This window comes from Nocardia noduli (assembly GCF_019038455.1).
In the GTDB taxonomy this organism is placed as follows: Bacteria; Actinomycetota; Actinomycetes; order Mycobacteriales; family Mycobacteriaceae; genus Nocardia; species Nocardia noduli.
The window spans coordinates 1-21322 of record NZ_JAFMPL010000111.1; the positions used below are offsets into that span (position 1 = coordinate 1).

At 63.5% G+C, this 21322-nt stretch carries 28 protein-coding genes; 9 read left to right on the forward strand and 19 right to left on the reverse strand.

Annotated features, from left to right (window positions below; genetic code table 11):
* Nucleotides 1-4: 4 nt before the first annotated feature.
* The 7 genes from JZ792_RS34870 to JZ792_RS34900 all read right to left on the reverse strand — a co-directional run bounded on the left by JZ792_RS34870 (nt 5) and on the right by JZ792_RS34900 (nt 3898).
* Nucleotides 5-1279: a hypothetical protein gene (locus tag JZ792_RS34870; protein ID WP_216917167.1), complete on the reverse strand. Its 1275-nt coding sequence runs from the start codon at nt 1277-1279 to the stop codon at nt 5-7.
* 107 nt (nt 1280-1386) lie between these two features.
* A complete protein-coding gene (locus JZ792_RS34875) occupies nt 1387-1803 on the reverse strand; it encodes a hypothetical protein (RefSeq protein WP_216917168.1) in 417 nt (138 codons plus the stop codon).
* Nucleotides 1804-1868: 65 nt separating this feature from the next.
* A complete protein-coding gene (locus tag JZ792_RS34880; protein ID WP_216917169.1) occupies nt 1869-2069 on the reverse strand; it encodes a hypothetical protein in 201 nt (66 codons plus the stop codon).
* Between the two features lie 171 nt (nt 2070-2240).
* Entirely contained in the window at nt 2241-2633 is a 393-nt protein-coding gene (locus tag JZ792_RS34885; RefSeq protein ID WP_216917170.1) for a hypothetical protein, read from the reverse strand.
* A gap of 82 nt (nt 2634-2715) precedes the next feature.
* A complete protein-coding gene (locus tag JZ792_RS34890) occupies nt 2716-3147 on the reverse strand; it encodes a hypothetical protein (RefSeq protein ID WP_216917171.1) in 432 nt (143 codons plus the stop codon).
* An 83-nt stretch (nt 3148-3230) separates the two neighbouring features.
* Nucleotides 3231-3389: a hypothetical protein gene (locus JZ792_RS34895; RefSeq protein ID WP_216917172.1), complete on the reverse strand. Its 159-nt coding sequence runs from the start codon at nt 3387-3389 to the stop codon at nt 3231-3233.
* Nucleotides 3386-3898, reverse strand: a complete 513-nt coding sequence (locus JZ792_RS34900) for a hypothetical protein (protein WP_216917173.1) — start codon at nt 3896-3898, stop codon at nt 3386-3388. The genes JZ792_RS34895 and JZ792_RS34900 overlap by 4 nt, the downstream gene beginning before the upstream one ends.
* Before the next feature lie 144 nt (nt 3899-4042).
* Between JZ792_RS34900 and JZ792_RS34905 the strand changes: the two genes are divergently transcribed.
* The 3 genes from JZ792_RS34905 (at nt 4043) to JZ792_RS34915 (ending at nt 5225) form a co-directional block, all read left to right on the forward strand.
* On the forward strand, nt 4043-4453 hold the full coding sequence (locus JZ792_RS34905; RefSeq protein WP_216917174.1) for a hypothetical protein: 411 nt from the start codon (nt 4043-4045) through the stop codon (nt 4451-4453).
* Nucleotides 4454-4590: 137 nt separating this feature from the next.
* Entirely contained in the window at nt 4591-4845 is a 255-nt protein-coding gene (locus tag JZ792_RS34910; protein ID WP_216917175.1) for a hypothetical protein, read from the forward strand.
* Nucleotides 4842-5225, forward strand: coding sequence for a hypothetical protein (locus JZ792_RS34915; protein WP_216917176.1), 384 nt, complete (start codon nt 4842-4844; stop codon nt 5223-5225). Before JZ792_RS34910 ends, JZ792_RS34915 begins: the two co-directional genes overlap by 4 nt.
* Before the next feature lie 146 nt (nt 5226-5371).
* Here JZ792_RS34915 and JZ792_RS34920 read toward each other — a convergent pair whose 3' ends face one another.
* The 11 genes from JZ792_RS34920 to JZ792_RS34970 all read right to left on the reverse strand — a co-directional run bounded on the left by JZ792_RS34920 (nt 5372) and on the right by JZ792_RS34970 (nt 12077).
* Complete coding sequence (locus JZ792_RS34920) at nt 5372-5824, reverse strand: hypothetical protein (RefSeq protein ID WP_216917177.1); 453 nt, start codon at nt 5822-5824, stop codon at nt 5372-5374.
* 69 nt (nt 5825-5893) lie between these two features.
* Nucleotides 5894-6541: a hypothetical protein gene (locus tag JZ792_RS34925; protein ID WP_216917178.1), complete on the reverse strand. Its 648-nt coding sequence runs from the start codon at nt 6539-6541 to the stop codon at nt 5894-5896.
* Nucleotides 6542-6757: 216 nt separating this feature from the next.
* On the reverse strand, nt 6758-7396 hold the full coding sequence (locus JZ792_RS34930) for a hypothetical protein (RefSeq protein ID WP_254190763.1): 639 nt from the start codon (nt 7394-7396) through the stop codon (nt 6758-6760).
* Between the two features lie 50 nt (nt 7397-7446).
* Nucleotides 7447-7995, reverse strand: coding sequence for a hypothetical protein (locus JZ792_RS34935; protein WP_216917179.1), 549 nt, complete (start codon nt 7993-7995; stop codon nt 7447-7449).
* Nucleotides 7996-8081: 86 nt separating this feature from the next.
* Nucleotides 8082-8909, reverse strand: a complete 828-nt coding sequence (locus JZ792_RS34940; RefSeq protein WP_216917180.1) for a hypothetical protein — start codon at nt 8907-8909, stop codon at nt 8082-8084.
* Nucleotides 8906-9064, reverse strand: coding sequence for a hypothetical protein (locus JZ792_RS34945; RefSeq protein WP_216917181.1), 159 nt, complete (start codon nt 9062-9064; stop codon nt 8906-8908). Before JZ792_RS34945 ends, JZ792_RS34940 begins: the two co-directional genes overlap by 4 nt.
* A 158-nt stretch (nt 9065-9222) precedes the next feature.
* Complete coding sequence (locus JZ792_RS34950) at nt 9223-9762, reverse strand: hypothetical protein (RefSeq protein WP_216917182.1); 540 nt, start codon at nt 9760-9762, stop codon at nt 9223-9225.
* Between the two features lie 90 nt (nt 9763-9852).
* A complete protein-coding gene (locus tag JZ792_RS34955) occupies nt 9853-10107 on the reverse strand; it encodes a hypothetical protein (protein WP_216917183.1) in 255 nt (84 codons plus the stop codon).
* Between the two features lie 298 nt (nt 10108-10405).
* Complete coding sequence (locus tag JZ792_RS43320; RefSeq protein ID WP_368858173.1) at nt 10406-10795, reverse strand: MmyB family transcriptional regulator; 390 nt, start codon at nt 10793-10795, stop codon at nt 10406-10408.
* A complete protein-coding gene (locus tag JZ792_RS34965) occupies nt 10716-11171 on the reverse strand; it encodes a helix-turn-helix domain-containing protein (RefSeq protein ID WP_216917185.1) in 456 nt (151 codons plus the stop codon). The genes JZ792_RS43320 and JZ792_RS34965 overlap by 80 nt, the downstream gene beginning before the upstream one ends.
* A gap of 120 nt (nt 11172-11291) precedes the next feature.
* Nucleotides 11292-12077 (reverse strand): helix-turn-helix domain-containing protein, encoded by a 786-nt coding sequence (locus tag JZ792_RS34970; RefSeq protein ID WP_216917186.1) that lies wholly within the window; start codon nt 12075-12077, stop codon nt 11292-11294.
* 687 nt (nt 12078-12764) lie between these two features.
* On the opposite strand from JZ792_RS34970, the gene JZ792_RS34975 reads away from it, so the two are divergent.
* From JZ792_RS34975 to JZ792_RS34985, 3 genes are all read left to right on the forward strand, one after another.
* Entirely contained in the window at nt 12765-13523 is a 759-nt protein-coding gene (locus tag JZ792_RS34975) for a helix-turn-helix domain-containing protein (protein ID WP_216917187.1), read from the forward strand.
* Nucleotides 13524-14352: 829 nt separating this feature from the next.
* Nucleotides 14353-14829 carry a DUF4254 domain-containing protein gene (locus JZ792_RS43325; protein WP_368858174.1) on the forward strand — a complete coding sequence of 159 codons (477 nt, stop codon included), beginning with the start codon at nt 14353-14355 and terminating at the stop codon, nt 14827-14829.
* A gap of 409 nt (nt 14830-15238) precedes the next feature.
* A complete protein-coding gene (locus JZ792_RS34985; protein WP_216917189.1) occupies nt 15239-15610 on the forward strand; it encodes a hypothetical protein in 372 nt (123 codons plus the stop codon).
* Nucleotides 15611-15694: 84 nt separating this feature from the next.
* On the opposite strand, the gene JZ792_RS34990 is transcribed toward JZ792_RS34985, so the two are convergent.
* Nucleotides 15695-17026, reverse strand: a complete 1332-nt coding sequence (locus JZ792_RS34990; RefSeq protein WP_256461538.1) for a cytochrome P450 — start codon at nt 17024-17026, stop codon at nt 15695-15697.
* Between the two features lie 1238 nt (nt 17027-18264).
* On the opposite strand from JZ792_RS34990, the gene JZ792_RS34995 reads away from it, so the two are divergent.
* The 3 genes from JZ792_RS34995 to JZ792_RS35005 all read left to right on the forward strand — a co-directional run bounded on the left by JZ792_RS34995 (nt 18265) and on the right by JZ792_RS35005 (nt 20679).
* Entirely contained in the window at nt 18265-18738 is a 474-nt protein-coding gene (locus JZ792_RS34995; RefSeq protein ID WP_216917191.1) for a hypothetical protein, read from the forward strand.
* A gap of 170 nt (nt 18739-18908) precedes the next feature.
* Nucleotides 18909-19976, forward strand: a complete 1068-nt coding sequence (locus tag JZ792_RS35000) for an NAD-dependent epimerase/dehydratase family protein (RefSeq protein WP_216917199.1) — start codon at nt 18909-18911, stop codon at nt 19974-19976.
* 475 nt (nt 19977-20451) lie between these two features.
* Nucleotides 20452-20679, forward strand: a complete 228-nt coding sequence (locus JZ792_RS35005; RefSeq protein WP_216917192.1) for an MmpS family transport accessory protein — start codon at nt 20452-20454, stop codon at nt 20677-20679.
* The last annotated feature ends 643 nt before the right edge of the window (nt 20680-21322 follow it).

A 21322-nucleotide genomic window follows, 5' to 3' on the forward strand; every position in this document is an offset into this window, starting at 1 on the left:
GAACTCACGACGTCGGCGAGTCGCACTGCCGCGACAGAAAGTCCACGATCGCGGCGATTCCGGCGCGTTTTGCGTCCTCGACGTTCGGATACGGTGCGTTGTCGACGATTCTCTGACCGGACGCGAAGGTGGCGTCGTCGTCCGGGTCGAAGTCGTTGTCGCGGAACACCAACAGAGACGCGATGTCGGGCTGACTGGTGCGTCGTATCACCACCGCATGCCAATCCAAACTGCTGAATACCCACAGTTCCGCGACTCCGACCGCCTCGCGAAAGTGGGTGTCGGTTTCGTCGGTCCAGCCCTCGGTGGATGTACCGAACAGGGTGTGTTCGCACCCGTGATGTTCTGCGCGGGCCTGCTCGGAGTCGAGATCGTTCTCGTGGCTGTATAGCGTCTGCGTGCTGCAACCGGCAGTGAACTCGTCGACGGGGTCGATGACCACGGCATCATCGCGCCACCCGTCAGGGAAGCGCCATCCGATCTCCTCCAACTCGTGGCGAGGGTGGCCCAAGACGTTGGTCAGGATCGAACAGATCGCCCACGTGTCACCTTCATCGTCGGCCAGGGGGACGCGTACCGCGACACGGACCCTCGCCCAATCGGTCGACGGTGGCGGGTCGATCCAGACGACACGATGGCTCCGTTCGGGGCCGAGAGCGCTCGCCGCGTGGAAGGTCGCGCCGAGCGCGACCGTGGACTCGGGAAATCCGTTCCCTCGCATCGCGGCTGTGCCGTCGGGAAATTCGACTCCGTGGGCAACGGCATAGGTGCCGAAGCGGTCGGGGTCATCAGCAATTCGGTGCAGTTCCCAGCGGCGAGCGCGGTGGGCCCGTGCCGGGTCCGGGATGTGGAAGCCGATCCCGAAGGATTCGAGGTCGGTGAACACCGGTGAGGCAGGATCGAAGAACGCGCGGACCTGGCGGTCGTGGGCGAATCGTGTGCGCAGCATCGTCTGCGCCCGGGCGTAGGTTCGTTCGAGCTGGATGCGCCGGAAGCGTTTGACGTGGCGCTGGTACAGCAGAACCGGCGCGACACCGACCGCGTGGGTGGCAGCGCCGTCGCTGTTGGCGTAGAGGCCGGTCAACTTCGCCGTGTAGCAGTTGCCTCGACCGCTGTGCTCGAAGGTGACGCGAAGTTCGGCGTGGGGCCGCCAACCTTTGGTGTCGACATCGCCGATCGGCCAGCGGGCAATGACGGTCGCGGGACCGGCGCCGATACGGACCGGCGCGTCGGCGGGCCCGGGCAGGCGGGGATCGAAAGTGGATGCTCGGTGGATCATGAACGAAAGTCCTTCGACGATTTGATGTTCGGAACTGCGTCGGCGTGCCGGGGCCGCAGAGCAGCGGGGCAGTGTGGCGGATGCTCTGCGGCGAAACCAGGTCGCGTTCAGCAGTGGAAGCGGTCGGAGCCGGGGGTGAAGTACGGCAACACTTCGGGGTCCTCGGCAACGAATCGTCGACGCAACTCGGCGAGCCCCAATTCACGGAAGTACCACCGGATCGCACCGTAGGATTGCTCGACGTGATCGGGCACGGAATCGTATGCGTACGTGGCGATCCTGACACTGTGCGGTGGTATGACGCTGATAAAGCCGACGGGGTAGACGATGCGGGCGTACAGGTCCGCGTGATAGCCGTCGCGGTCCATGCTGACCTCGACCGACAACTCCGCGCCCGGCTGCCCCTTGTCGGTCGGGTCGCCGACTTTCCACCACATGTCGAAATCCCTGAACTGCTTGTCGGGCTCGGCAAGCGGACCCTGCGGGCGGTCCGGTCCGGGCGGGTCCAGCGGCGGTGTGCTCATAGGTTGGTTTCCTTGTCTCGTTGTGACACAGAGGGTTCAGGTTCGACGGCGGGCGGTGAGGTGGCTCAGCCGGTGACGACGTTGACCGGGGCCAGGCAGGTGCCCGATCCGGGGACGAGGCGCATCTGCCAGTGGTGGCCGTGCCAGGTCGGGCACGTCGCTTTCCAGTTCTCGACGGTCTCGGGGTAGAGGTCCGCGGCGGTTCCGGCGTGCTCGTGGTGGCGGTCGGCGTGGTACTCGTCGGTGGTGATGACCTTCACGGACATGGCGAGATTCCTTCGACAATCGAATGTTCGGGATGGGCCGCACCGGGAACGCGGCGTCGCCACATCGGGTGTCAGCGACGCCGCCGGATCGGGCGGCGTGAAGAGAGACAGATTTCCCACGGGCCCCGGGCAGTCACAAGCTGCCCGGACCCGTGGCGTCGAACCTGCGAGTCAGTAGGTGTGGTGTTCCGAGGCGGGATCGAAGTAGGCCGTGATCTCGGCGTCGTCGTCACAGAACCGGCGGCGAACTTGGGCGAGAGCGTTATTGGCGAACTTGGCCAAGTTCTTGGCCGAGTAGCGCGTTGCTTCCAACTGGTCGATGACGCTTCCCGGTCGGCCCATCAGGTCGGCGTAGTGGTGCGTGATCCACCCCTTGTCGCGGCCTTCGGTCCGGGCCTTGAGTCTCGCGATGTAGCCGCTGCCCTTGAAGTAGTGGGCGGTGAGTTCCGCCTGAGGCTGTTGGCCCTCGCTGGGATTGCCCACATTCCATGCCAGGGAGATCGAGCGATCCCCGGGGACTCGGGTGGGTGTCGAGTGGGGGGCGACTTCGGGGTTGTCGGCCACGAGTGTGTCCTTCCTGTGGTGGGGCTTGGCGCGGCGATCGGCCGCGACGCCGAGGAGAGGTTTGGTCCGGGCTTCGCCGATGTCAGCGGATGTGCCAGTGGGAGGTCGGATCGAAGTACGGCGTGATGACCTCGTCGTCGGCGTCGTAGCGTGTCCGCAGTTCCGCGAGTGCCTGGGTGAGGAGCTTGTTGAGGGTTCCGCGATGGAACCGGGGCTTGTCGTCTACACGGCTGAGGACGGTGCTGGGAATCGTTTTGGCGTCGAACACCACCCTGACGAGAACGCCGTCGCGCTGGACGCGGCCCGCGCCCAGCGTGATGGAGTACCGCCCGGAGTCGTGCATCACGCTCAGTACCGCTTGGGGCTGATATCCGGCGCTGTCGGGTTTGCCGATATCCCAGGTGGCCGTGGCCGAACGGTCACTGGGCTTGGTCGGCGGGTCGATCTGGGGTTCGACGTGGGGGCCGCGCGGACTGTCGCCGTCGGCCTGACGGGCATCACCGGGGGTGGTCATGAGGGTTCTCCTTTTTCGTTGTTGCACAGAAGGTTTGGGTATGGGTAGCGATGGTTGGGAGTGGTCTGGCGACGGCGGATCGCTCACAGGAATTCGAGTTCGTCTGTGCGGTAGGGCCATTCGACGGGGCCTTGCTCGCCTTCGACGTTCCAGCGGCCGTCGGTGCGCTGGTGGGCGTGCCATACGGCGTCGTCGTCCTCGTCGCGGTCGTTGAACCGCACCGGGACCGGCGTGGTGTTCATGCCGGTGAGCGGTCTTCGGGCGGCGGGCCGTCGGTGCCGATGCTGTTCAGTCGTTGGGCGACTTCGGCGAACGAGGATGTCACGTGGTCGGGGGTATTCGGATCCGTACGGAGCTGGTTCAGGGTTGCGGTTGCCCAGGCCGGGGGATTGTTCATGTCGAACACTGCGGCGTGATCGGTGACGGTCACGTGACGGGAACTGTTGGTCAGCTGGGCCGCTGTTTCGATTGCCCTGGTCTGGCGCGGCAGTAGCTGGAGGAGCTTGATCGGCATGGTGTGGTGCCGGATTCGGGGCGTGGTGGTCGCGGCGCGTTGAGTGCGAATGGCGGTCAGCGCGTCGATCATGTGGTCGAGTTGGGTGTCATCGAGGACGACGACCTCGCCGTCGCCGTAGCGGTTCTCGACGGCGACTTCGACACCGCTGTGGGCCGCGTTCCACAGCGACAGGAAGCGGTGGCCGTCGGTGACCGTGTCCCGGGTGCCGATTGGCGTGAATGTGTTCTGGGTCAATGAATTGCTCCGAAAGTGGATTCAGGGGAGTCGGTTGGTCTCTCTCGACCAACAAGACCCAATATACAGATTATACAGATTATACACAAATCGAGAGTTGCAGTGCTTCTACCTGCACAGATACCGACAGGTCAGGGTGTGGACGTGGTCATCGAACTCGTCGGCCGGGACGACGACGCGACGGAATCGAAGTGTGGTTTGTGTATAATCCGGCCGGTGCAATCATTTCCGGCGAGCGCCGTTCAGACCCGATTCGCCGACGTACTGTCGGCTGTACGGTCCGACGGCACGATTGCGCTGACCTACCACGAACGTCCTGCGGACACCGTGCTGATGATTCATCCCGACACCTGGCACGCGCACCGCAACGACTACCCGGTCAGTGGCGAGAAGATCCTCGACCCGCTCGCGATCAGCGAAGCCCGCGGGCTCTTCGGTCAGATCCGCGAGCGAGTAGTGGCAGAGGACTGCCATCTACCGATCACGCGCCGTCGCCGCGAGTGGGCCATAGTGGTGCCGATGTCGTGGGCGCGAAAAGCCCAGATCGTGGAGTAGTCGCCGGTCCCGGCGCCCCGGATCATCGACCTGCGGCCGGTCTGCCACAGTGCCCGTATTGATCCTGTTGTAGGTGATGCCGGGTCCGCGATGCTCGACCAGCGGTGTGAGCTGGGCGGCGATGGTATTCTTGGCCCATGTCCGACCAGGATCCCGTACAGGTCACAGAGCTGCGCGACGAGCACGGCGGGGTGGTCCGCGTGCCGACCGCGATGTTGCGCTCCGGGATGCCCGAGGGCTATTTCGACGAAGAGCAGCGTGCCCGCGAGGCCGAACTGTCCCGGGCTGCGATCAGCCAGTACTCCGAGGCCGAAGTGCGCGCGGCGCGTGCATGGTCGCACCAGATCACCTCGGCGCTGGACCGCGCAGCCGCTCGCGCGGGCGCGGCGTGAGCGCTGTTGTCGACCACAGCCTGCTGACCGCGATAGCCGAAACACCGATCTACGGGCAAGTGCTGCTCGATGACTTCCGTAACCAGCATCGCATCCTCGTGATCGCCCCGACCTCCCTCATGGCCGCTGCGGCGATGAGCGGGAACGCCGGTGCGAACCTGGCGACATTGTTCGAACGCCCCGCGACGGTGAAGTTCACGGTGATGGATGCGCGCGCGGCGTTGAGCGTGCGCACGCGGGTCGCCTACGACCCGGGCCCGGATTGGCCGCTCGTCGCGCCGGTGGTCGCCGCGGCGCTCGATCACGATCTTCCCGTGCTCACCCGCCTGCCCGAACTGTATCGCTCACACCGACATATCCAGGTGATCCCGGCCCCGTAACCCGGCCGGCGGCGCGCGGGCACCCGAGTACGTGCTCACGGGAACGCGATGGTCGTGTGCGTAGGCGTCGGCGGGCTCGGCGCGCCGCCGCCGTGCTCGCGCCTGCGACGGGCCCGCAGTCGAGTCGGCGTGGAAGTGTGTGGTTCTCAGGTGGTTTGGTGGTGGGTCGTCGAATCAGCGGGCATCCCCTCGCGCCAGGTGTAGGGGGCGTAGACGTTGGGTTCGGTCCACACGGCAGCGGCGGCGGCCAGGCGGTCGACCTTGGTGTGGTTGGGCAACGTGTCCGCGTGTTCCCCGAGATAGATGAGTGTGGACTCGTGCCAGGAGGACGCGGTGTGCTGATCGAGGTAGCCGGGGCGTCCGGCACGTAGCCACACATCCACGCGGTCGGTCGCGTCGTTGATGAAGTCGAGCCAATCGTGGGTCTTCTCGAACTCGGTGACCAATTCCGCGGCGTAGGTGTTGGCGTCGACCCAGTCGTGAAGCTCGCTGTAGGTGCGCACGGTTTCGGGGACGATGCCTCCGGCGATGTCTTCGAGGATCTCGCGAATCATCATCGCCGTGATCGCAGCGATCGCTTCCAGATATGGCGTGGTCAAGACGAATCCTTCGAACTGGCGGCGCCCGTGCACAGCGAGCGCCGCCGAATGGAAGACGGGGCTGCGTCGTCAGGGGGCGGTGACCGGGTGGATTGCCCAGCTGATCCCCGCGAGCTGGGTCCAGTTGTCCAATTGTTCGCGTGCGGTGGAGTCGGTGTCACCGGGCGGGTGGGGTGTGCGGCGGGTGTGCAGTTCGGCCAGCAGTGCGCCCACGACGTCCGTTTCCGCGTAGAGGGTGGGCGTCAGGAAGTCCAGGGTGGTGCCGCTGGTCTTCCCCAGTTGTCCGACGTGGCCGATGATGTCTCCGGCGAAGACGTGGTGCAGGGCGTTGTCCTCGTGCACCTGGCCCTCGCTGAGCCGTGTCCGGAACGGGCTGCTGCCGTCGTTGGGCTCGTGGGTGAATTCCCCCTCTGCGCCGTGCTCGGCGAGTAGATGAGCCACCTGTCGCCACTGGTCGTCGACGTCGCCGAACACGACCGTGACCGCGATCGTGGTCGCGCCGCTGTCGTTGTTGCGCTCGATCGTGGCCATGTCGGTCGATTCCGGCTCGTCGTTGCCACCGGCGGATTCGATCAACAACCGGGCGAGGTCTTCGGGTGCGCCGATCGAATCGTCGTCGGGCCGGTAGTCACCGAACCGCGCGTTGGCCGCGGTGACTAGCGCCGCGAGCCGGGTGTCCGCGACGGTGATATGGCCGTTGGTATACAGATCGCCCATGGCGAGTCTCCTTGGTTTGCGTTGCACGGGAAAAGGTTTCGAATACGGGTTGCCGCCCTGAGGCGGTGAGGCCGAGGCGCGATCCGCTCCGGCTGGGATGTCTTGTGGTCTGAGTTGGCCGGGAACCCTGCCCGTCGGGCGCTCACGCGCAGCAGACTGTCGGCGGAGCAACACGGGGGTCGAGCCGGACCCGACCCCCGCGCCGTGGTCGAACGGCTACAAGCTCAGTGCTTGTGTATGAAGGTCGGATTTCCTTATCCACGAGAGTATTTCGGCGAGGCTCACGTCCGGCGCGTAAGTGAGGTGGGTTCCGTCGACGCTGTCGCAGCCGATCAAGCGGGCGTAGTGAAAGCGGCTGAACGAGTTCACCCGGCCCATGTGGACCCACTTGCCCAGACTGGACGCCACGGCGGCGAGGTTGGCGGCGGCCGGTCCCAACTTCCACTCGTCGTCACCCGCGATGAACAGACAGTCGATCTCGTCCCACAGGTCCCATGCGTCCAGATCCATGAAATTTTGCGCGGCGTAGGCAACCGGGAGTCCTAGATCCCGAATGCGTCGGAGCATGTCGCGCGATCGCGTGCGAGTGGCGAAGTGGTTGCCGACGACATCGGGGGCCACCGCGAACAGGCAACGCTCGGCGTGCCGTCGATGCTTTCCGAGCCAGGCCAGGTAGCGCTCGTCCCCGGGATAGCGGCCGGTGTAGACACCGTTGTCGAAGCAGATCCGGTGGTAGGCGTCCTCGATCGAATTGCCCTGCCCGGGTGAGGCGATCATGGCGAGCGCTCCGGCGCGAATGAAGCTACGGGTGTCCTCGGTCGACGGCGGCAGGCAGTACAGGGGCGCATCGGACATGGCAGACAACAACTTTCGATTCCAGCGTGTACGGGTCGCGGTGGCGCGGTTCAGCAGGGGGAGTGTTCGGGTGCGGGTTGCTCGCGGCACCAGCTCAAGAAGTCGACCAGCGCCCGGGCGGGCAGGGTGATGTTCAGGGTGTCACCGTCGCGTACGGGCACGAGCCCGTCGGCATGGGCGAGCGCGGCGCCGGGCCAGCGGCTGTGGAGCGCCGCGAGGAGGTCCGCGGTGGGGGGCTGTGTTCGCAGCGTGAGGACCACGGTGGCGTCCTGGTGGCGCTGTGTGGTGTGCGCTTCGCAGCTCGTGGGCTGGGCGATCGGCCCGGCTGCGGGGTCGGCGCTCGCGGGCCCGGGCCGTGCTGCGGTGAGGGCACTGAGGTGATCGTGGGCCTGCATCAGCCACCTGAGTTCCTGTTTGGCGTCGGCACGCAGTTCGGGGTCTTCGATCGTGCTGATGCCCACAGCGGGCAGGGCGGCCTGGCCGGTGGGGGAGATGAAGATGTGAAGGGCGGGCTGGCCGTGCTCGTCGACGGCGTGCACGGCGGTCAGGCCCAGCAGCCCGTTGGTGTGGAGGGAGTAGGCGCTGCGAGGGTGGGGCATGGTCGCTCTCTCGGGGGAGGATTGTGCGGTCGCGCGGCGCGTGGGCCGCGCGACCGGATTGGTCGGTGGGCGAGGTGTTCAGCTGTTCAGCTGGTTTCGGTTCCGCTCGACGTGGTCGTCGGCGTGGGGTCGGCCGGTGGTTCGGTCGCCGCCGAGTCGTTGGGTGGTGGTGTGGGATGGGGTCGCATGATCAGGGCGAGTTCTTCGCGATAGCCGGTGCACGGCGTCCCGGTCGGCTTGCCTTTGCTGTCGAGCACGTCGTATTCGACGGGCGGTATGTGCAGGCCATGGATGCCTGACACGTTTGCTGCGGGCTGGGCGTTGGAGTCCAGTGGTGGCGTGGGCGGCTGGGGCAGGATGACGGCACGGTCGCCGTCGCGTGTGCGCACGATGTCGCCGGGTTTCAACAGCCAGGTGGGTTGGGCCCCGCCCTCGCGATCGACGACGGGCCAGAATCGCAGTGCCGCGTCGCTGAGGATCCCGGCCTCGGGGTAGCGATCCTCGCTGTCCTCGCCGTCCCACCATTCTCGCTCCAGCAGATCCTCACGGCAGTACTGCTTGCCGAGGGTGCCGTCTCGGAGGATGTTGTGGCCCTCCATCCACGCTCTGGTGATGGTCCAGCCTCGGTGGCCGCGCAGGGCGTGTTCGTATCGCAGTCCCCCGCGCTCGGGTCGCCAGGTCCAGCGGGTGTAGTTGGTCATCGGCGGGCCGTCGATGACGTGGAAGCGGATGGTGTACTCACCGACCACTTTGCGCAAGCTGGTCGGGCCCGTCTTGCCGATCTCGAACTCTTCGAGAAACTCGGTGGTCGTCGTTCCGTGGCGGCCGTAGGGGATCAGTTTCATCTTGGGCACCTGAACCTTCGGGTCGGCCGTGGATTGGTCGACGGCGGACCGGGGCGTGATGGGGGTCATTTCGATGCCCCCATCTCGATGGCGCGGATGGCGAAGTAGCGCGCCAATGCGACGATCGCGGCGCGCTCGACCTGGACCGCACCGGTCGTGTCGTGGCGATGGCGATAGCGCGTAGGGAACTCGGGGGAGCATTCAGCATTGAATTCGAAATACATGGATCTCTCACTCGAATGGGATGTACCGGAATACGGTCGACACCCGGAAGAATCTTTCGGTTGCGTGAGCGGGAATCACTCACATCTCTTTTATACATTTTATACACGAAGAGTGCAAATCGAGAGGCAGGACAGATACTTATGTCCGATATCGGACCTCAGACGGCGTCCACGGAAGTGCGCATGTCGAACAATCCCGACCCCGCGACGCCCTCCCACAGTTCGGAGAACCTCGGAATCTCCTTGTCGAGAATTCCCGCCGGGGCTACGGCATAGAAGTGTTCGATGCGAGCCGGGTCCGGGTCGTTACGCAGATAATGGCGAATGGTGCCGTATTCATCAGCGGTCGGCGTGCCAGGCATCGCACTCAGTAGCGATACCATTTCCCGGCGCGATCCACGATCGAGTGCACGCACGGACCGAGGAAAGGTCGGCTTCTTCGCACTGCTGGAAAACCGGGCAAAGCGTCGGACCTCATACAGTGCGTGCGGGGCTGTTTCGAGTCGCTCATAGAACAGGTCCAACACATCGGTGAGGCCCGCCTCGATGATGTAGTCCAGAGCGCGCGTGTCACGCAGCAATGCCTGCCTCGGGTTCAAATCCATCGCGGTACGTTCGATGAACAGCATTTTCGCTCCCACTTCCGGATCTCGCCGGTAGCGCTCGAACACCACCGCGCGATTGCCCTCCGACGTCATCGCGAATGGGCAGAATCCACAGGCGCTACGTGCGAAGGTCCGACCGGTCTTCTCGCGGGTGTAGTCGATACAGTCCGAACGTCGCCAACCTCATTCCACCAGCGGATACACCCCGGTCCGGGCCTCGGTGTTGGCCTCGGTGTCCCGCGTGCATCGGACCCGTTCGCCGATCTCGAACCCCATCGCGTGACGGTACCGGCGCCCCTGGGTCAGGGTCGCGATCACCGGGTCCAAGGCCCAGCCCTTCGCGTGAATCGAGCACCATCGGTTACGCAACTGAGGGACCGTCGCCGCCTCGAGCAGCTCATTCGAGAGCCGGTAGTCACCCTCGAAATCACGAAGCATCGGAAGGATGATCTCTCGCGACCTCCAGTGAATCCACACCGCACGAACATCGCCCCACGCCCACGGGCTGTCGAGGACCTCTGCGACTCGGCGACCCTCTGAGGATCGACGTGTCTCATGCGCATATTTACATATCGCAACGGTAGTTACTTAGTTTGCCCGCGAAGCAGGAGGCTTCCTACGCGCGTGCGGCAAGTTCGGCGCGCTACGCAGGGTCATGCAGGAGTCGGGGCTCTGTGCCGGGATGTCTCGTCGGTTGCACGCTTTCAGCCGTCTGAACTCCCGATATGCGCCCCGCCTATCTCGCTGGCGACTTGGGGCTCAGCGTGTAAATCCGCCAGGGGCGGTGGTGGGGGAAGTCCGGCTGACTGGTCTGCCGAAAATACTCGTTCGCTTTGCCGGTGCCGAGGTCGCGCAGCTGGATTGTTGTCGACGGCGCCTTGTCCACGGGTATCGGAGTTCTCCAGAAGGGCAGAAAGGCTGGGGCGTCGACAAGTTCATCGAGCAGCTCGTCGAGCCGAGAGCGGGCGACGAGAGTAGGCCAACGGCAGCGCAACCCTGCGACCATCACGTGGGTTTCCCTCTTCCAGTGCGGCTCCGGTAGAACCTCACGCGCGCGGTCGTCGAGCAGTTTGCCTCGCACCCGGCAAAGCCCTGTCGAACCAATCGTTGGTGGCGAGCAGATCACCGCTCGCGGGCGCCATCAGGGCGGCGGGGCAGTTCAGGCTGTCCAACCCAGCCACGTCGTGTTCTTCCGGGAAGGTGTTCTCACCTGCGAGCAGCCGCTTCTGGACGATCTCTGGTTGAAAGGCGAGTTCTGCGTACTCGTCTCGGAACAGCTGATGTATCCCCAGGGCATGCAGAATTGTGTCCAGATTCTCTCGACTGACAGGCCGCTCCCCGCGCTCCATCTTCTCGATCTGGGCCATGGAGATGCCGGTGACCGTCGCCAGTTTCCGCCTCGACAGTCGCCACCATCTGCGATGAAACATCAGAATCTGGCCGATCGAAGGAGTTGTATTGGCATCGCCGGGAATACCGGCGCCGAGGCTCGATTTCAACATGGGTCGCTACTCGGCCTCGGCCCCGGGCCAGCGAGACCGCAGTTCAGATGATCCCGTTTGCCCGAAACCCAGTCTGGCGGAGTCATATCGCTTGCTGGGATCCTTCGGAGCATGCTGTGTTCAGCCATTGCACGCGGGCGGCAGGGCGTATACACGCCAACTGCGGTTGTACGGGAATTGCGGATGGTTGAGCTGTCGGAAATGTTCGATGGTTGTGCCGGTTTCGATGTCCTGCAAGCGAATCGTGATCGATGGAACCGCATCCGCCGGGATGGGGGTTAGCCAGAACTCCTCGAATTCGGGTGCTTCGACGAGTTCGTTGAGTAGCTGGCCCAGTCGGGGCCGCGGTACGAAAGTGGGCCATAGGCAGTGCAGCGCGCCGACCATGAGGTGTGTTTCTTGTGTCCAGTACGGCTCGGGGAGTACCTGCCGAGCACGAGGGTCGAACAGCAGCCATTTGAGCAGATTTCTCGACTCGCTTGCGCCGGGAAACGCGATATCGAACGGTTCGTTCGTGGCGAGCAAGTCCCAACTGGCGGGCGCCATCAGCGCCGCGGGACAACCGAGGGATGTGAGCAGAGCGAGATCCTGGTTCTCGGGCGAGATGCCCTTGCTCCCGAGTAGCCGTGTCCTGACGGTCTCGGGCTGATAGGCGAGATCGGCGTATTCGTCTCGGGCCAACTCGTAGATACCCAGCGCTTGCAATAGCAAGTCCAGGTGTTCGCTGCTGACCGCTCGTGTTCCCCGCTCCATCTTTTCGATATGCGGTTCGGAGATCCCGGTAATTCGGGCAAGATCCTTGCGGGTCAGTCGCCGGAAAAGTCGATGAGAGAGCAGTACCCGGCCGATCTTGGGCGGAGACTCATCCTCGCCGGATATCGCGGCGTCCAGGTTCGAGAGCAACATCAGCCACTACCGATTCCGAACGCGTCGGCCGCACAGATGTAGTCCTTGACCTCCCAGTGAAGGGTGCACGTGGACGGTCTCGCTGCCGGATCTCATAAGCGCCCCCCTTCTTCGAACTGCCTACTCAACATCCCTGGATCCCGTTCGTGCATCGTCGACGTGGGCAAACCATTGCCTCTGGTGTCATTTCCCTCCCCTAACACGCGGCCTCTCCTGTCATATCTTCGACTTCCGGTGCTCGATCAGATCGCTGCACTTCACTGCTGATATCCGGACCTGTAGGTGAACCCATTACCGTCGGGGTTCGAATTACTCGGCAATACCTGGCGGATCGGGCGACATTTCGATAAGAGGGCAGCACCGAACGACGTCCGTCGGAATCGATCGCCTATCGCACCGGAAGCACGGACTATTCAAGAAGCGCGGTCGAAGAGTTCCCGCTCAGATGAATTCCCTCTACTCAATGAGCAACGCCAACTCCAGGTTTCGCCTCCCCTCCGGTTGGTGGCGCCGCGCCCCCTGCAATTACTGTTGCCCGGTGACGCATCTCGCTGTGGTTCGTCTGTCATGTACATCCAAGCAAGGCGTTACTACCTGATACAACATCTCGCACTACCCGAAACCAGGGGTAGTTCCGACCGACGATGTACGCCGGTCAACATGCACGAACCGAAGGGATCCGATGAGATGAGCGCAAACGATCGGCAGGTCCGCCGCCATCCGAAACGGCTGGCGCTGCCTGATCTCGGGGAGTTCGTCGGCTCACGGCGGCGCAAGCGAAAAATCACTCAGGCCGACTTCGCTGCGGCGATCGATGTTGTGACGCAGACCGTCGCCAAGCTCGAGCAGGGTGCCGCGTACAACCCATCGGAAGCGGTAGTGAGGCGTATCGGCGAGGTACTCCAGTGCACGCAGCACGAGCGGTATCACCTCGATGTTCTCACCGGCCGTGCGCCCGAGTCGACCGCCACGTTCCGGCTGCCCCTGAGCCACGAGTTAGCGGTGCTGAAATCCTTCGCCGCGGACGTCCCGGCAGCCTGGGTCGAGAGCTGGCGAATCGACGAGGCGAACGACCTGTTCCGTTCACTATGGCCAGGCATGGATACCGCGCCGAGTCTGCTGGAGTGGTGGTTCTTCGACAGCAGAGCCAAACGTGTGACCCCGAACTGGGATTGGGAAGCAGAAGTACAGGTGGGGCAGCTGAGATCATTCGCGGCCGAGCCTTCGAACCATCCTCGCGCACGAGATCTGCTCGACCGACTGGTCGATGACCCCGTGTTTTGTGACATGTGGAATTCGGGTGTGGTGTGGTACGACCGGCCTGGGCCCCGTCACGTCATGTCGGGGGGCAGGGAACTGGTGTACAACGACGCGTTCATGGTTGCTGGGTCGACCTCACAATGGGGGCGGGGTCTCTATGTCGGCCTACCGGATGCCTACATGTGATGAACGGGCGAGCTCGCGGTGCGGCGACTGGCTGACTACACCTGGTTTCGGGTAGCTGAAACTGTTGTGTCAAGCATTGCACCTTGTTTGGATGAACTACATCGCAAGAACTCCTGGTCATTGAGGTCCAGCGGCGTTCTCGGCGATCGAAGGACGACCCAGCGGGAGGTGCAGAGCACAGACGGCGAAGGCTGCGTTCCGTCTCGATTCGCGCGGCGCATTTCGCGTCAGCGGCGTCAGAGAACGATGTGCCACGCCTGGTTTCGCGGCGCGGGTTGCGTCGACTCTCTCAGCTGAAGAGCTGTGAGAGTCGACGCACCACAACAGCGGTATTGCCGACCGCTATTCAGTCGGGATGGTTGCCGCCGTCCCCGTACTCAAACGCAGAGAGGTGGGTCTCTGCCGTGTCCACGGTAGATTATGCGTGCCCGCGTGGCTACGCAGTGCAGCAGTACTCTTTTCATGACTTCGATACGGTCGCCGCCGGTCTACAGGCAGACCGGCGAACGGGAATCGTCACTCGCTCAGCCAGCAGATCCGCAGTCGGCCGGTACTTGTCGCCGGGGCCGCCCAACCGGAACGGAGCCTTGGTTCCCGGCGGTAGGTCCCCAGCCGCAAGCCAGCCTGGACGGTCCGCTGAGCCGGATCAACTGCACCGTGCTCGATCTGCCATGCCGATCCCGGCGCTAGCCACAGCTCGCACCAGACCAGAAGTAGTGACTTCGCACGGCGCTCACTTGCCTCCGAACCCCGTCGGGGTGTCCTGATGCCCGCACCAATTGAGCCTCAAATGCCCACTGGAACAATGCTTCTGAGCGCAATGCGGCAAATGTCCGGAGTCGATGATTCCGCTGACCCCCTGTTGAACTCCGCCGTTGCTCTATACCTGCTGCACGGAAGGTCTCACAAGTCAGACTGCGAACCGCCGTCGGTTGTCCGGCGGCTGGATATTGTGGCTGTCGTCGATGCCTGGATAGGGAAGCTGGCTCCGCAGCCCATCCCCGGGGCGTCCTTGCACACCGAAACGATGGGCGCTGTCATCGATCGTCTAGCACTGAACGCCGCCGTCATCGATTGCCGAGTCGACGCTCCCGCGGGCGACATCCACGCCCTGGAGCGTTCCCTGGAATCCCTGGTTCGAGCCTTCGACACATTGCGCGGCGAGGTGTTCGCTCGTACCCGCCGATTGCCACCTACCCCTATCGCACTCACCGGGCTCGACGGCCTGCATCGCTACGCAGGATGGCCGTCGCCGATCGGCGCCTCCCGACCTCGAAGACCACCCCGACACCAACGGTTCACATAAACCACAGTGAGCGCGATGTCAATAGCCCGGACTACCCGAACGTTCGGGTAGTCCGGGCTATTGCCGCTCCGCCGGTGACCTTGTTTGGATGGATTCTGCGGCTGTGAGCGGACGTGAGTGCGTCAATCGCGCCTCCCGTACAGAAGGATCCGCGCGGCGGGCAGGTTGTCTAGGAGGGGAGCCGCGGTGGAACGACAGGGCGCTGCCCGGTGAGCCGCCAATCGATGACTGAGCGAGCGCGGACAACCTGCCGTGGACGCCCAGGCTGGCAGAGCTCCGAACCGCCGCACGGTATTTGCGGCGGAAAAATCCATCGAGAGCGACACCATCGCCGTCCCGACAGACTGCTGTCCGAGCTCATTCCGCATATGGCACCACCGATGCAGCGACCGAGTCGAACGGAGTAGTAATGCCATTCGTGAGCGATGCCTCCAACCTCAGGACCATTCACACCGACTACCACACTCCAGTGATACTGGAACTCGGTACAGAGGATGGACAACCAGCCGCCCGTCTCATCCGCATCGACGGATCCTACGTGCAGCTGACACCTGAGCAGCGGACCAAACTCGAGATGACAATCCTCGAGATCGAGAATCGTGCCGAAGCGGAGAAATACGCCGCGATAGAACCCTTTCTCGACGGGACACTCGACGTAACCTCCGGAAAATTCTCATCTGATGGAACTCGTTCGCCTGACACCGACGTCGCAGACGCCATGCAGTTCTTCCTGCTCGAGGACGGCGAGATGCGTGAAGTTCGTCCCTTCCCGCTGGAATGACTTCGAGCACATCTCAGGGCAGGCGACGATTGTCCCCGCAGGCGGTGACTGCTGCGGGGACACCGACAGTGCGACTCGTCGACGCTATCGACGCGCCCTGTAGCGGACGAGGCATTGCCCTTGGGGTGCCTTCGAGGCCATGCTTCCGGCCGCTGGCCGGGGGTCTCGGGTCATCAACTCCAGGTCGAATCGGGCGATCAGTCGCGCCAACACGATCTTCATTTCCAGGGTCGCGAAGTGTTGTCCGAGGCAGCGATGGATCCCGCCGCCGAAGCCGATCAACGACTGGCGCAGCTCTCTCGACTCGCTTCCGAGGAAGCGATCAGGGCGGTACTCGTGGGGGGCTTCCCAGACTCCGTCGAGTCGATGCGACACCGCCGGTGAGGCGAACACGAGCGCGCCTCGCGGGATGGTGAACTCACCGACCGTCAGGTCCGATGTGGCGCGACGACTGATGATATGCGCGACAGGATGGAGCCTTTCGGTCTCGCGCAGGCAGGCGGAGGTGTAGTCGAGTCGCCCCACCCCGGCAAGGTCGAGTGTGCCGTCGGCCACGATCTGCTCGACTTCGGCCCGGACTCGTTCCAGGGCAGCCGGATCGCGGAGAAGGTCGATCATCGCCCACGCCATGAGGCCTGCCGTCGTGTCTTGGCCTGACCAGGTCAGCAACAAGATCAATCCGACCAGTTTGTCGACAGGGACGGGCTGGCCATCCTGATACTCGGCCGTTGCCAAGCTCTGGAGAAAGTCCGCAGGCTCGACTGGTCTGTCCCGTCGCGCCTGAATCATGTCGGTGATGGCTCGCTCGAGGCGCACGCGGGCCTTGCGGGACCGCACGACAGATGGGAGCGGCAGCGAGTTCGGCAGAAAGAAGTGCACACCACCGGACAGCGCTTTGATCTCCGAGTAGAAATCCCGCGGTAGACCTGACGCGAAATTTTCCCCGAGGAAGCAGCGTGCAGCTACTCGTAATACCAGCGGTCCGAATTGCGACAAGATGTCGAATTCGCCTTCTTCGCCCAGCTGTTGCACGAGTCCACGGGCCTCGTGGTCCATGACCTCCACGTAGGTGCCCAGTTGGTGGCGCCCTTGGAAGCGATTCAGAACAATCTCACGCTGCCTTCGGTACTCCTCGTCCTCGGCGAGGAAGAATACATCCTGGCCCAGCATTCGCCCGAGGAAGCCGTACGCGCTGCGGATATCGAGAGCAGGGTCCTCGAAGAACTGTCTCGTATGCTCGCCGAATATGAACACGGCAGGTTTGCCGAGCACGCTGACGCGGAAAACCTCTCCATGCTCGGCATATCCTGCGCGAATCAGTTGCTCCGCATCTCTCAACACCTGGGAAAGATGGCCGATTGCCGGACGTGATCCGGATACCAACGGCGGTAGCGGAGGTGTGTCGACAGATATCATCACCGGTCTTCTCCGCAGTGAAGCGCGGAGTCGTTGCGGTCTCGATCGATACCTGTGGGGCGGGAAGCCCTTCCGCTCTGGGTCGGCGCAACGTGTCGTGCGCAGGCGGTCGTGCTCGCTAATCTCACTTGAACTCCCCTAATAGTCATTGCGCATCGCGAAGATGCGTCCCTCCAACACGTGGACGCACCCCGCTATCTCCAATCCAAGCAATGTGATGGCTAACAAGACAATGGGTTCAGGTACCCGAAACCAGGCGTAGTTCACGCCGAGGTTTCCGCCGTGCCGATGTGCTGCGGACCAGAGGCGTAGCACGGCCGAGAATTGCGTGCCGAGCATGCCGATCGGGCGGTCACACGACTGGTGAGTCGAGAGTCCACGACAGCCCGCGCAATACACCTACCGCTGTCCTGCCACCGACGGCCCGGTGCTCGGCCCTGCCCCACCGAAGTAGCGGTAGCCCGTGGTCAACTGGGTGAGACCTGTTCGGAATGTCGCGAAATGGATTCATGGGCCGGGTTGACCGTCGGTGACTCAGTCCGCAGACTTGAGATGGTCCATTCGATGGCGCGTGGCCGGTCGAACATCGACAGGCGCCTGGAAGCACTGCCGACCTGGAACTTCCGTGAAGGCCAAACTCAGGCAGTGCCCGAGATGCGTCGACGAACCTCGACGCGAGCCCTTGCAGGAAGGCGGCGAGTCATGAGATGGCTTCTGCGTTCTCGGCCGACCGACACGAGTACCGACCGCGCCGAAGTGCAGGGTTCTCCGTTGTGGCATGCCGATTCGAGGGAACGGAAACACCTGGCGCAGGCGGCCGATCCGCTCGAACTCCGCATGTGGACAGGATACCGGCGACACCTGGTTCGTACTGGTTGCGCAACTGAGAAGTTCGGCCTCGACCGGACACGAATTGCCCTAAACTTGTCGCGAACCCGGACCGGCCCGGTCGTCGAATCAGTCACAGCGGGCCCCGACAAGACTTCCGAACCGCACCAGGGGTGGACAACGGCGTCGCTACCACCACGTCGTCTGCATCTGCCTACAGCACGCCGCTGTGAAAGGTCTTCATGGTCCGCCTGATTTCTCTGCCTTCCGACGGCCGCGGGGTGCCGCAGCTATCGCGTTCGGGAAGAATCCACACCAGACAACAATCGCCGATCGTTCGGGCAATCGGAATTGCCCACGGCTGGGCCTGCTCGCTCAGTCTGGCAGTCGACGACGACCACATCATCGATGTGAACGCCAAACCCCTTAGCCTCATCACAGAGGTGGTCGAGGTATGCAACCCGGAAGCACTGTCGACCGTGGTGCAGTGGCTCGCCGACGAACGCGGCTCGACGCGTCTGATCACCGGCTACGACCTGGAGAACAGCCTGGATCGGATCGTCGCTACCCAAGGGCCGGTGGACGGCCTCGAACTGGTGCAACACCGGTGGAGGCAACGGGATTCGCAGGTCGACCGGACACCGATTTGGATGATCGAAGTGCGAGACCTGTTCGAACAGCCGTCGGAATCCTTCGCTGCCGCGTGTCGAGAACACGGCTTGGACTACCGAGCGCTCAGCGGTTCCGCGCGGACAGCGTGCCAAACCATGGCCCTTGCCAGCGGCCTCCTCGCCGGCCGCGACCACGACAATTTCACCTGGGACAAACCAGTCCGGCTCGACGCAGTCCTCAAGTCCGCGATCGACACCCGATCACAAAGGTAGCCGCCGAACCCTGCGTGACAACAAAGGTGAATCCTAGTGCGCGCCGGAGAGTTACGTAGCCCGAAATTCCACCCAAATTGGGTGAATACAACGCCTGGTCAATTCTTCCGGGACCGCGTTTAGTTGATCGCAAACCCACGATCGGCGCGGATTGGATTCACCGAATGCGTATGCGTACTGCACTTGTTACCGGGGCGACTGGATTCATCGCTGGCCATTTGATCGAAGAACTCCTACGGCACGGATACTCCGTGCGTGGAAGCGTGCGTCATCTGGAAGCGCACGCCGATCGTGTTCACCTGGAGCAGTTGGCGGCCCAGCTCGGCGCCAACCTGGAATTCGTCGCCGCCGACTTGACGGCCGACGAGGGATGGTCCACCGCAGTCCAAGGGTGCGACAGCGTCTTCCACACGGCTTCTCCCATTCCACTCAAGCACCCCGAACTGGTCGAGACCGCCTGTGCCGGGATGCGGCGGGTCGTCACCGCGGCCGCCGAAAGTTCGACAGTTCGCCGACTGATCGTCACCTCCAGCACCGAAGCCATCAGCCAGGGGCACAACGACAGACGGCTCTGGACCGCCAGCGACTGGTCGGTCGTGGAACGCTGCCACCCTTACGCCGCGGGAAAGACCATCGCCGAGAAGTGGGCGTGGGACTACGTCTCTGCTCTCCCGGAGACCCGCGGGATGGAGATGGTTTCGATATTGCCAGGCATGGTCCTGGGCCCAGTCCACCGCGCGGCAACGAGTACATCCCACGAGCCGATCTCGCGCCTGATGAATCGTTCGCTGCCCGGAACGATCCGGGTCGGCTGGGCCACGGTGGATGTCCGTGACCTGGCGGTCGCGCACAGACTCGCCCTGGAGACACCTGACGCGGCGAATAACCGCTACATCTGCGCGGGCCCGCCGGTCTGGATGCACCAGGTCGCCGACATCCTCCACAACCACTACCAATCCCAAGGCTGGCGGATCCCGACGCGCGAGATCCCGGATTTCGCGGTCCGTCTCGCAGGCATCGTCGACCGCGGAATCCGGTTGGTGCTCCCCGACCTCGGCCATGTCACCGAGGTCGACTCCAGCCAGACAACACGAGATCTGCATTGGGTCACCCGGCCGGTGCCGGAAACGATCATCGACACCGCGGACAGCCTCATCGCGCACGGGATCGTCGGCCGACAACGTGACACCTCGGCGCGCAGCCGGGGCGGCGATCGTCCGAGCACCCTCGGACGCTGAACTCCGACTGATCTGGACCTCCGGCCTCGGACCTATGCGGCTCGACTGCACCGACCGATGTACTTCGCAGGTCATCCCGCAGGGCCAGCCGAACTCGACGATGCGATGCCGATACCCAGATCTTCGTCTCCCGATGTGTCGTCAACCGGCGCCGACCACCGGGTGCCGAACCTTCCAATGGAAAGGACCTGTTTCGTCATGACCACCTACTCCCGACCGCGGTCAGGCCAACCGCGGCAACTGAAGCCTCACAGCGGCTGGCCGGTTGCTCTAATCCTGGCGGTACTGCTGCTCGGCGGATGTTCGAAAACAGACATCGGCGAGACGATCGCCGACCCCGATACCTCGCACAACACGCCCACACCACCCGAGAGCAGCGCTCCGAACACGGCACCGTCGGTCACCGCGAGCCCGCCGAGCAGCAACGGCAGAACGATTGTCTACGAGGTCTTCTCGGACTCCACGCCTTCTGTCAGTGACCTACTACGACGAGAACTCCGCTCAGCGACAGGAAGCATCGACCACAGCGCCGTGGATCCATCCACCAATCATCAACGAATCGACCTACCCGCTCATCGGGCTCGGCGCACAGACCGAGGGCACCGAGGTCACGTGCCGAATCACCGTCGACGGCGGGCCTCCATACGTGCAGGTCGCGAGGGGAAAGTACGCATCGGTCTTCTGCGCAGTCAACGCCTTCTGAGCCCGCTCCTCCCCTCGACCGACATCCGATCCACCCAAGGGATCAGGGGGCCAGGCCGGGCGGATTACTCGATGGTCCGCCCCGCGGCAGCACTGCGTAAACCCGCGTCTATGTCAACAGGAAAATCCACCCAAATTGGGAGGATTTCTCGACCTCGGACCACGGTACCTTCAAATGCAACCGTCGCGACAGAACACTGATTCGAGCAGGGGGATTTTTGAACACGTCCAAAAAGTCGGCAATCACGAGACTGCTCGCGGTGCTGCTGACAACCGGGTTGATCTATTTGGCGACAACAATCGCCATCACCCTGAAATTGGTGCCCCTGCGGTCTCGCAGCGTTTCCACCACGGACTAAACGCTACTCGAATGTGGCGAGATAGTCCCCCTCTGCGCTGGTGACATCCGATGCAGCGGCGCGCACATCCGGTGCGAGACAGATGTGTAGTTCCTGTCGGCGATCGAAATTGCCGATGCGGGCGCTCGGCGGCGAGTGCCTGCCAATAGGCAGTGACCGAACTCGATGAGCCCGAAGCAGCCACGACTGCAATTACCCGAAGCGCCGGACTGACAGCGGCCTGCCGCTCGGATCGACCCAACGATGAGGGCGTAGGCGAGATCCAGGTGGTCAGCGCTGTGTCAG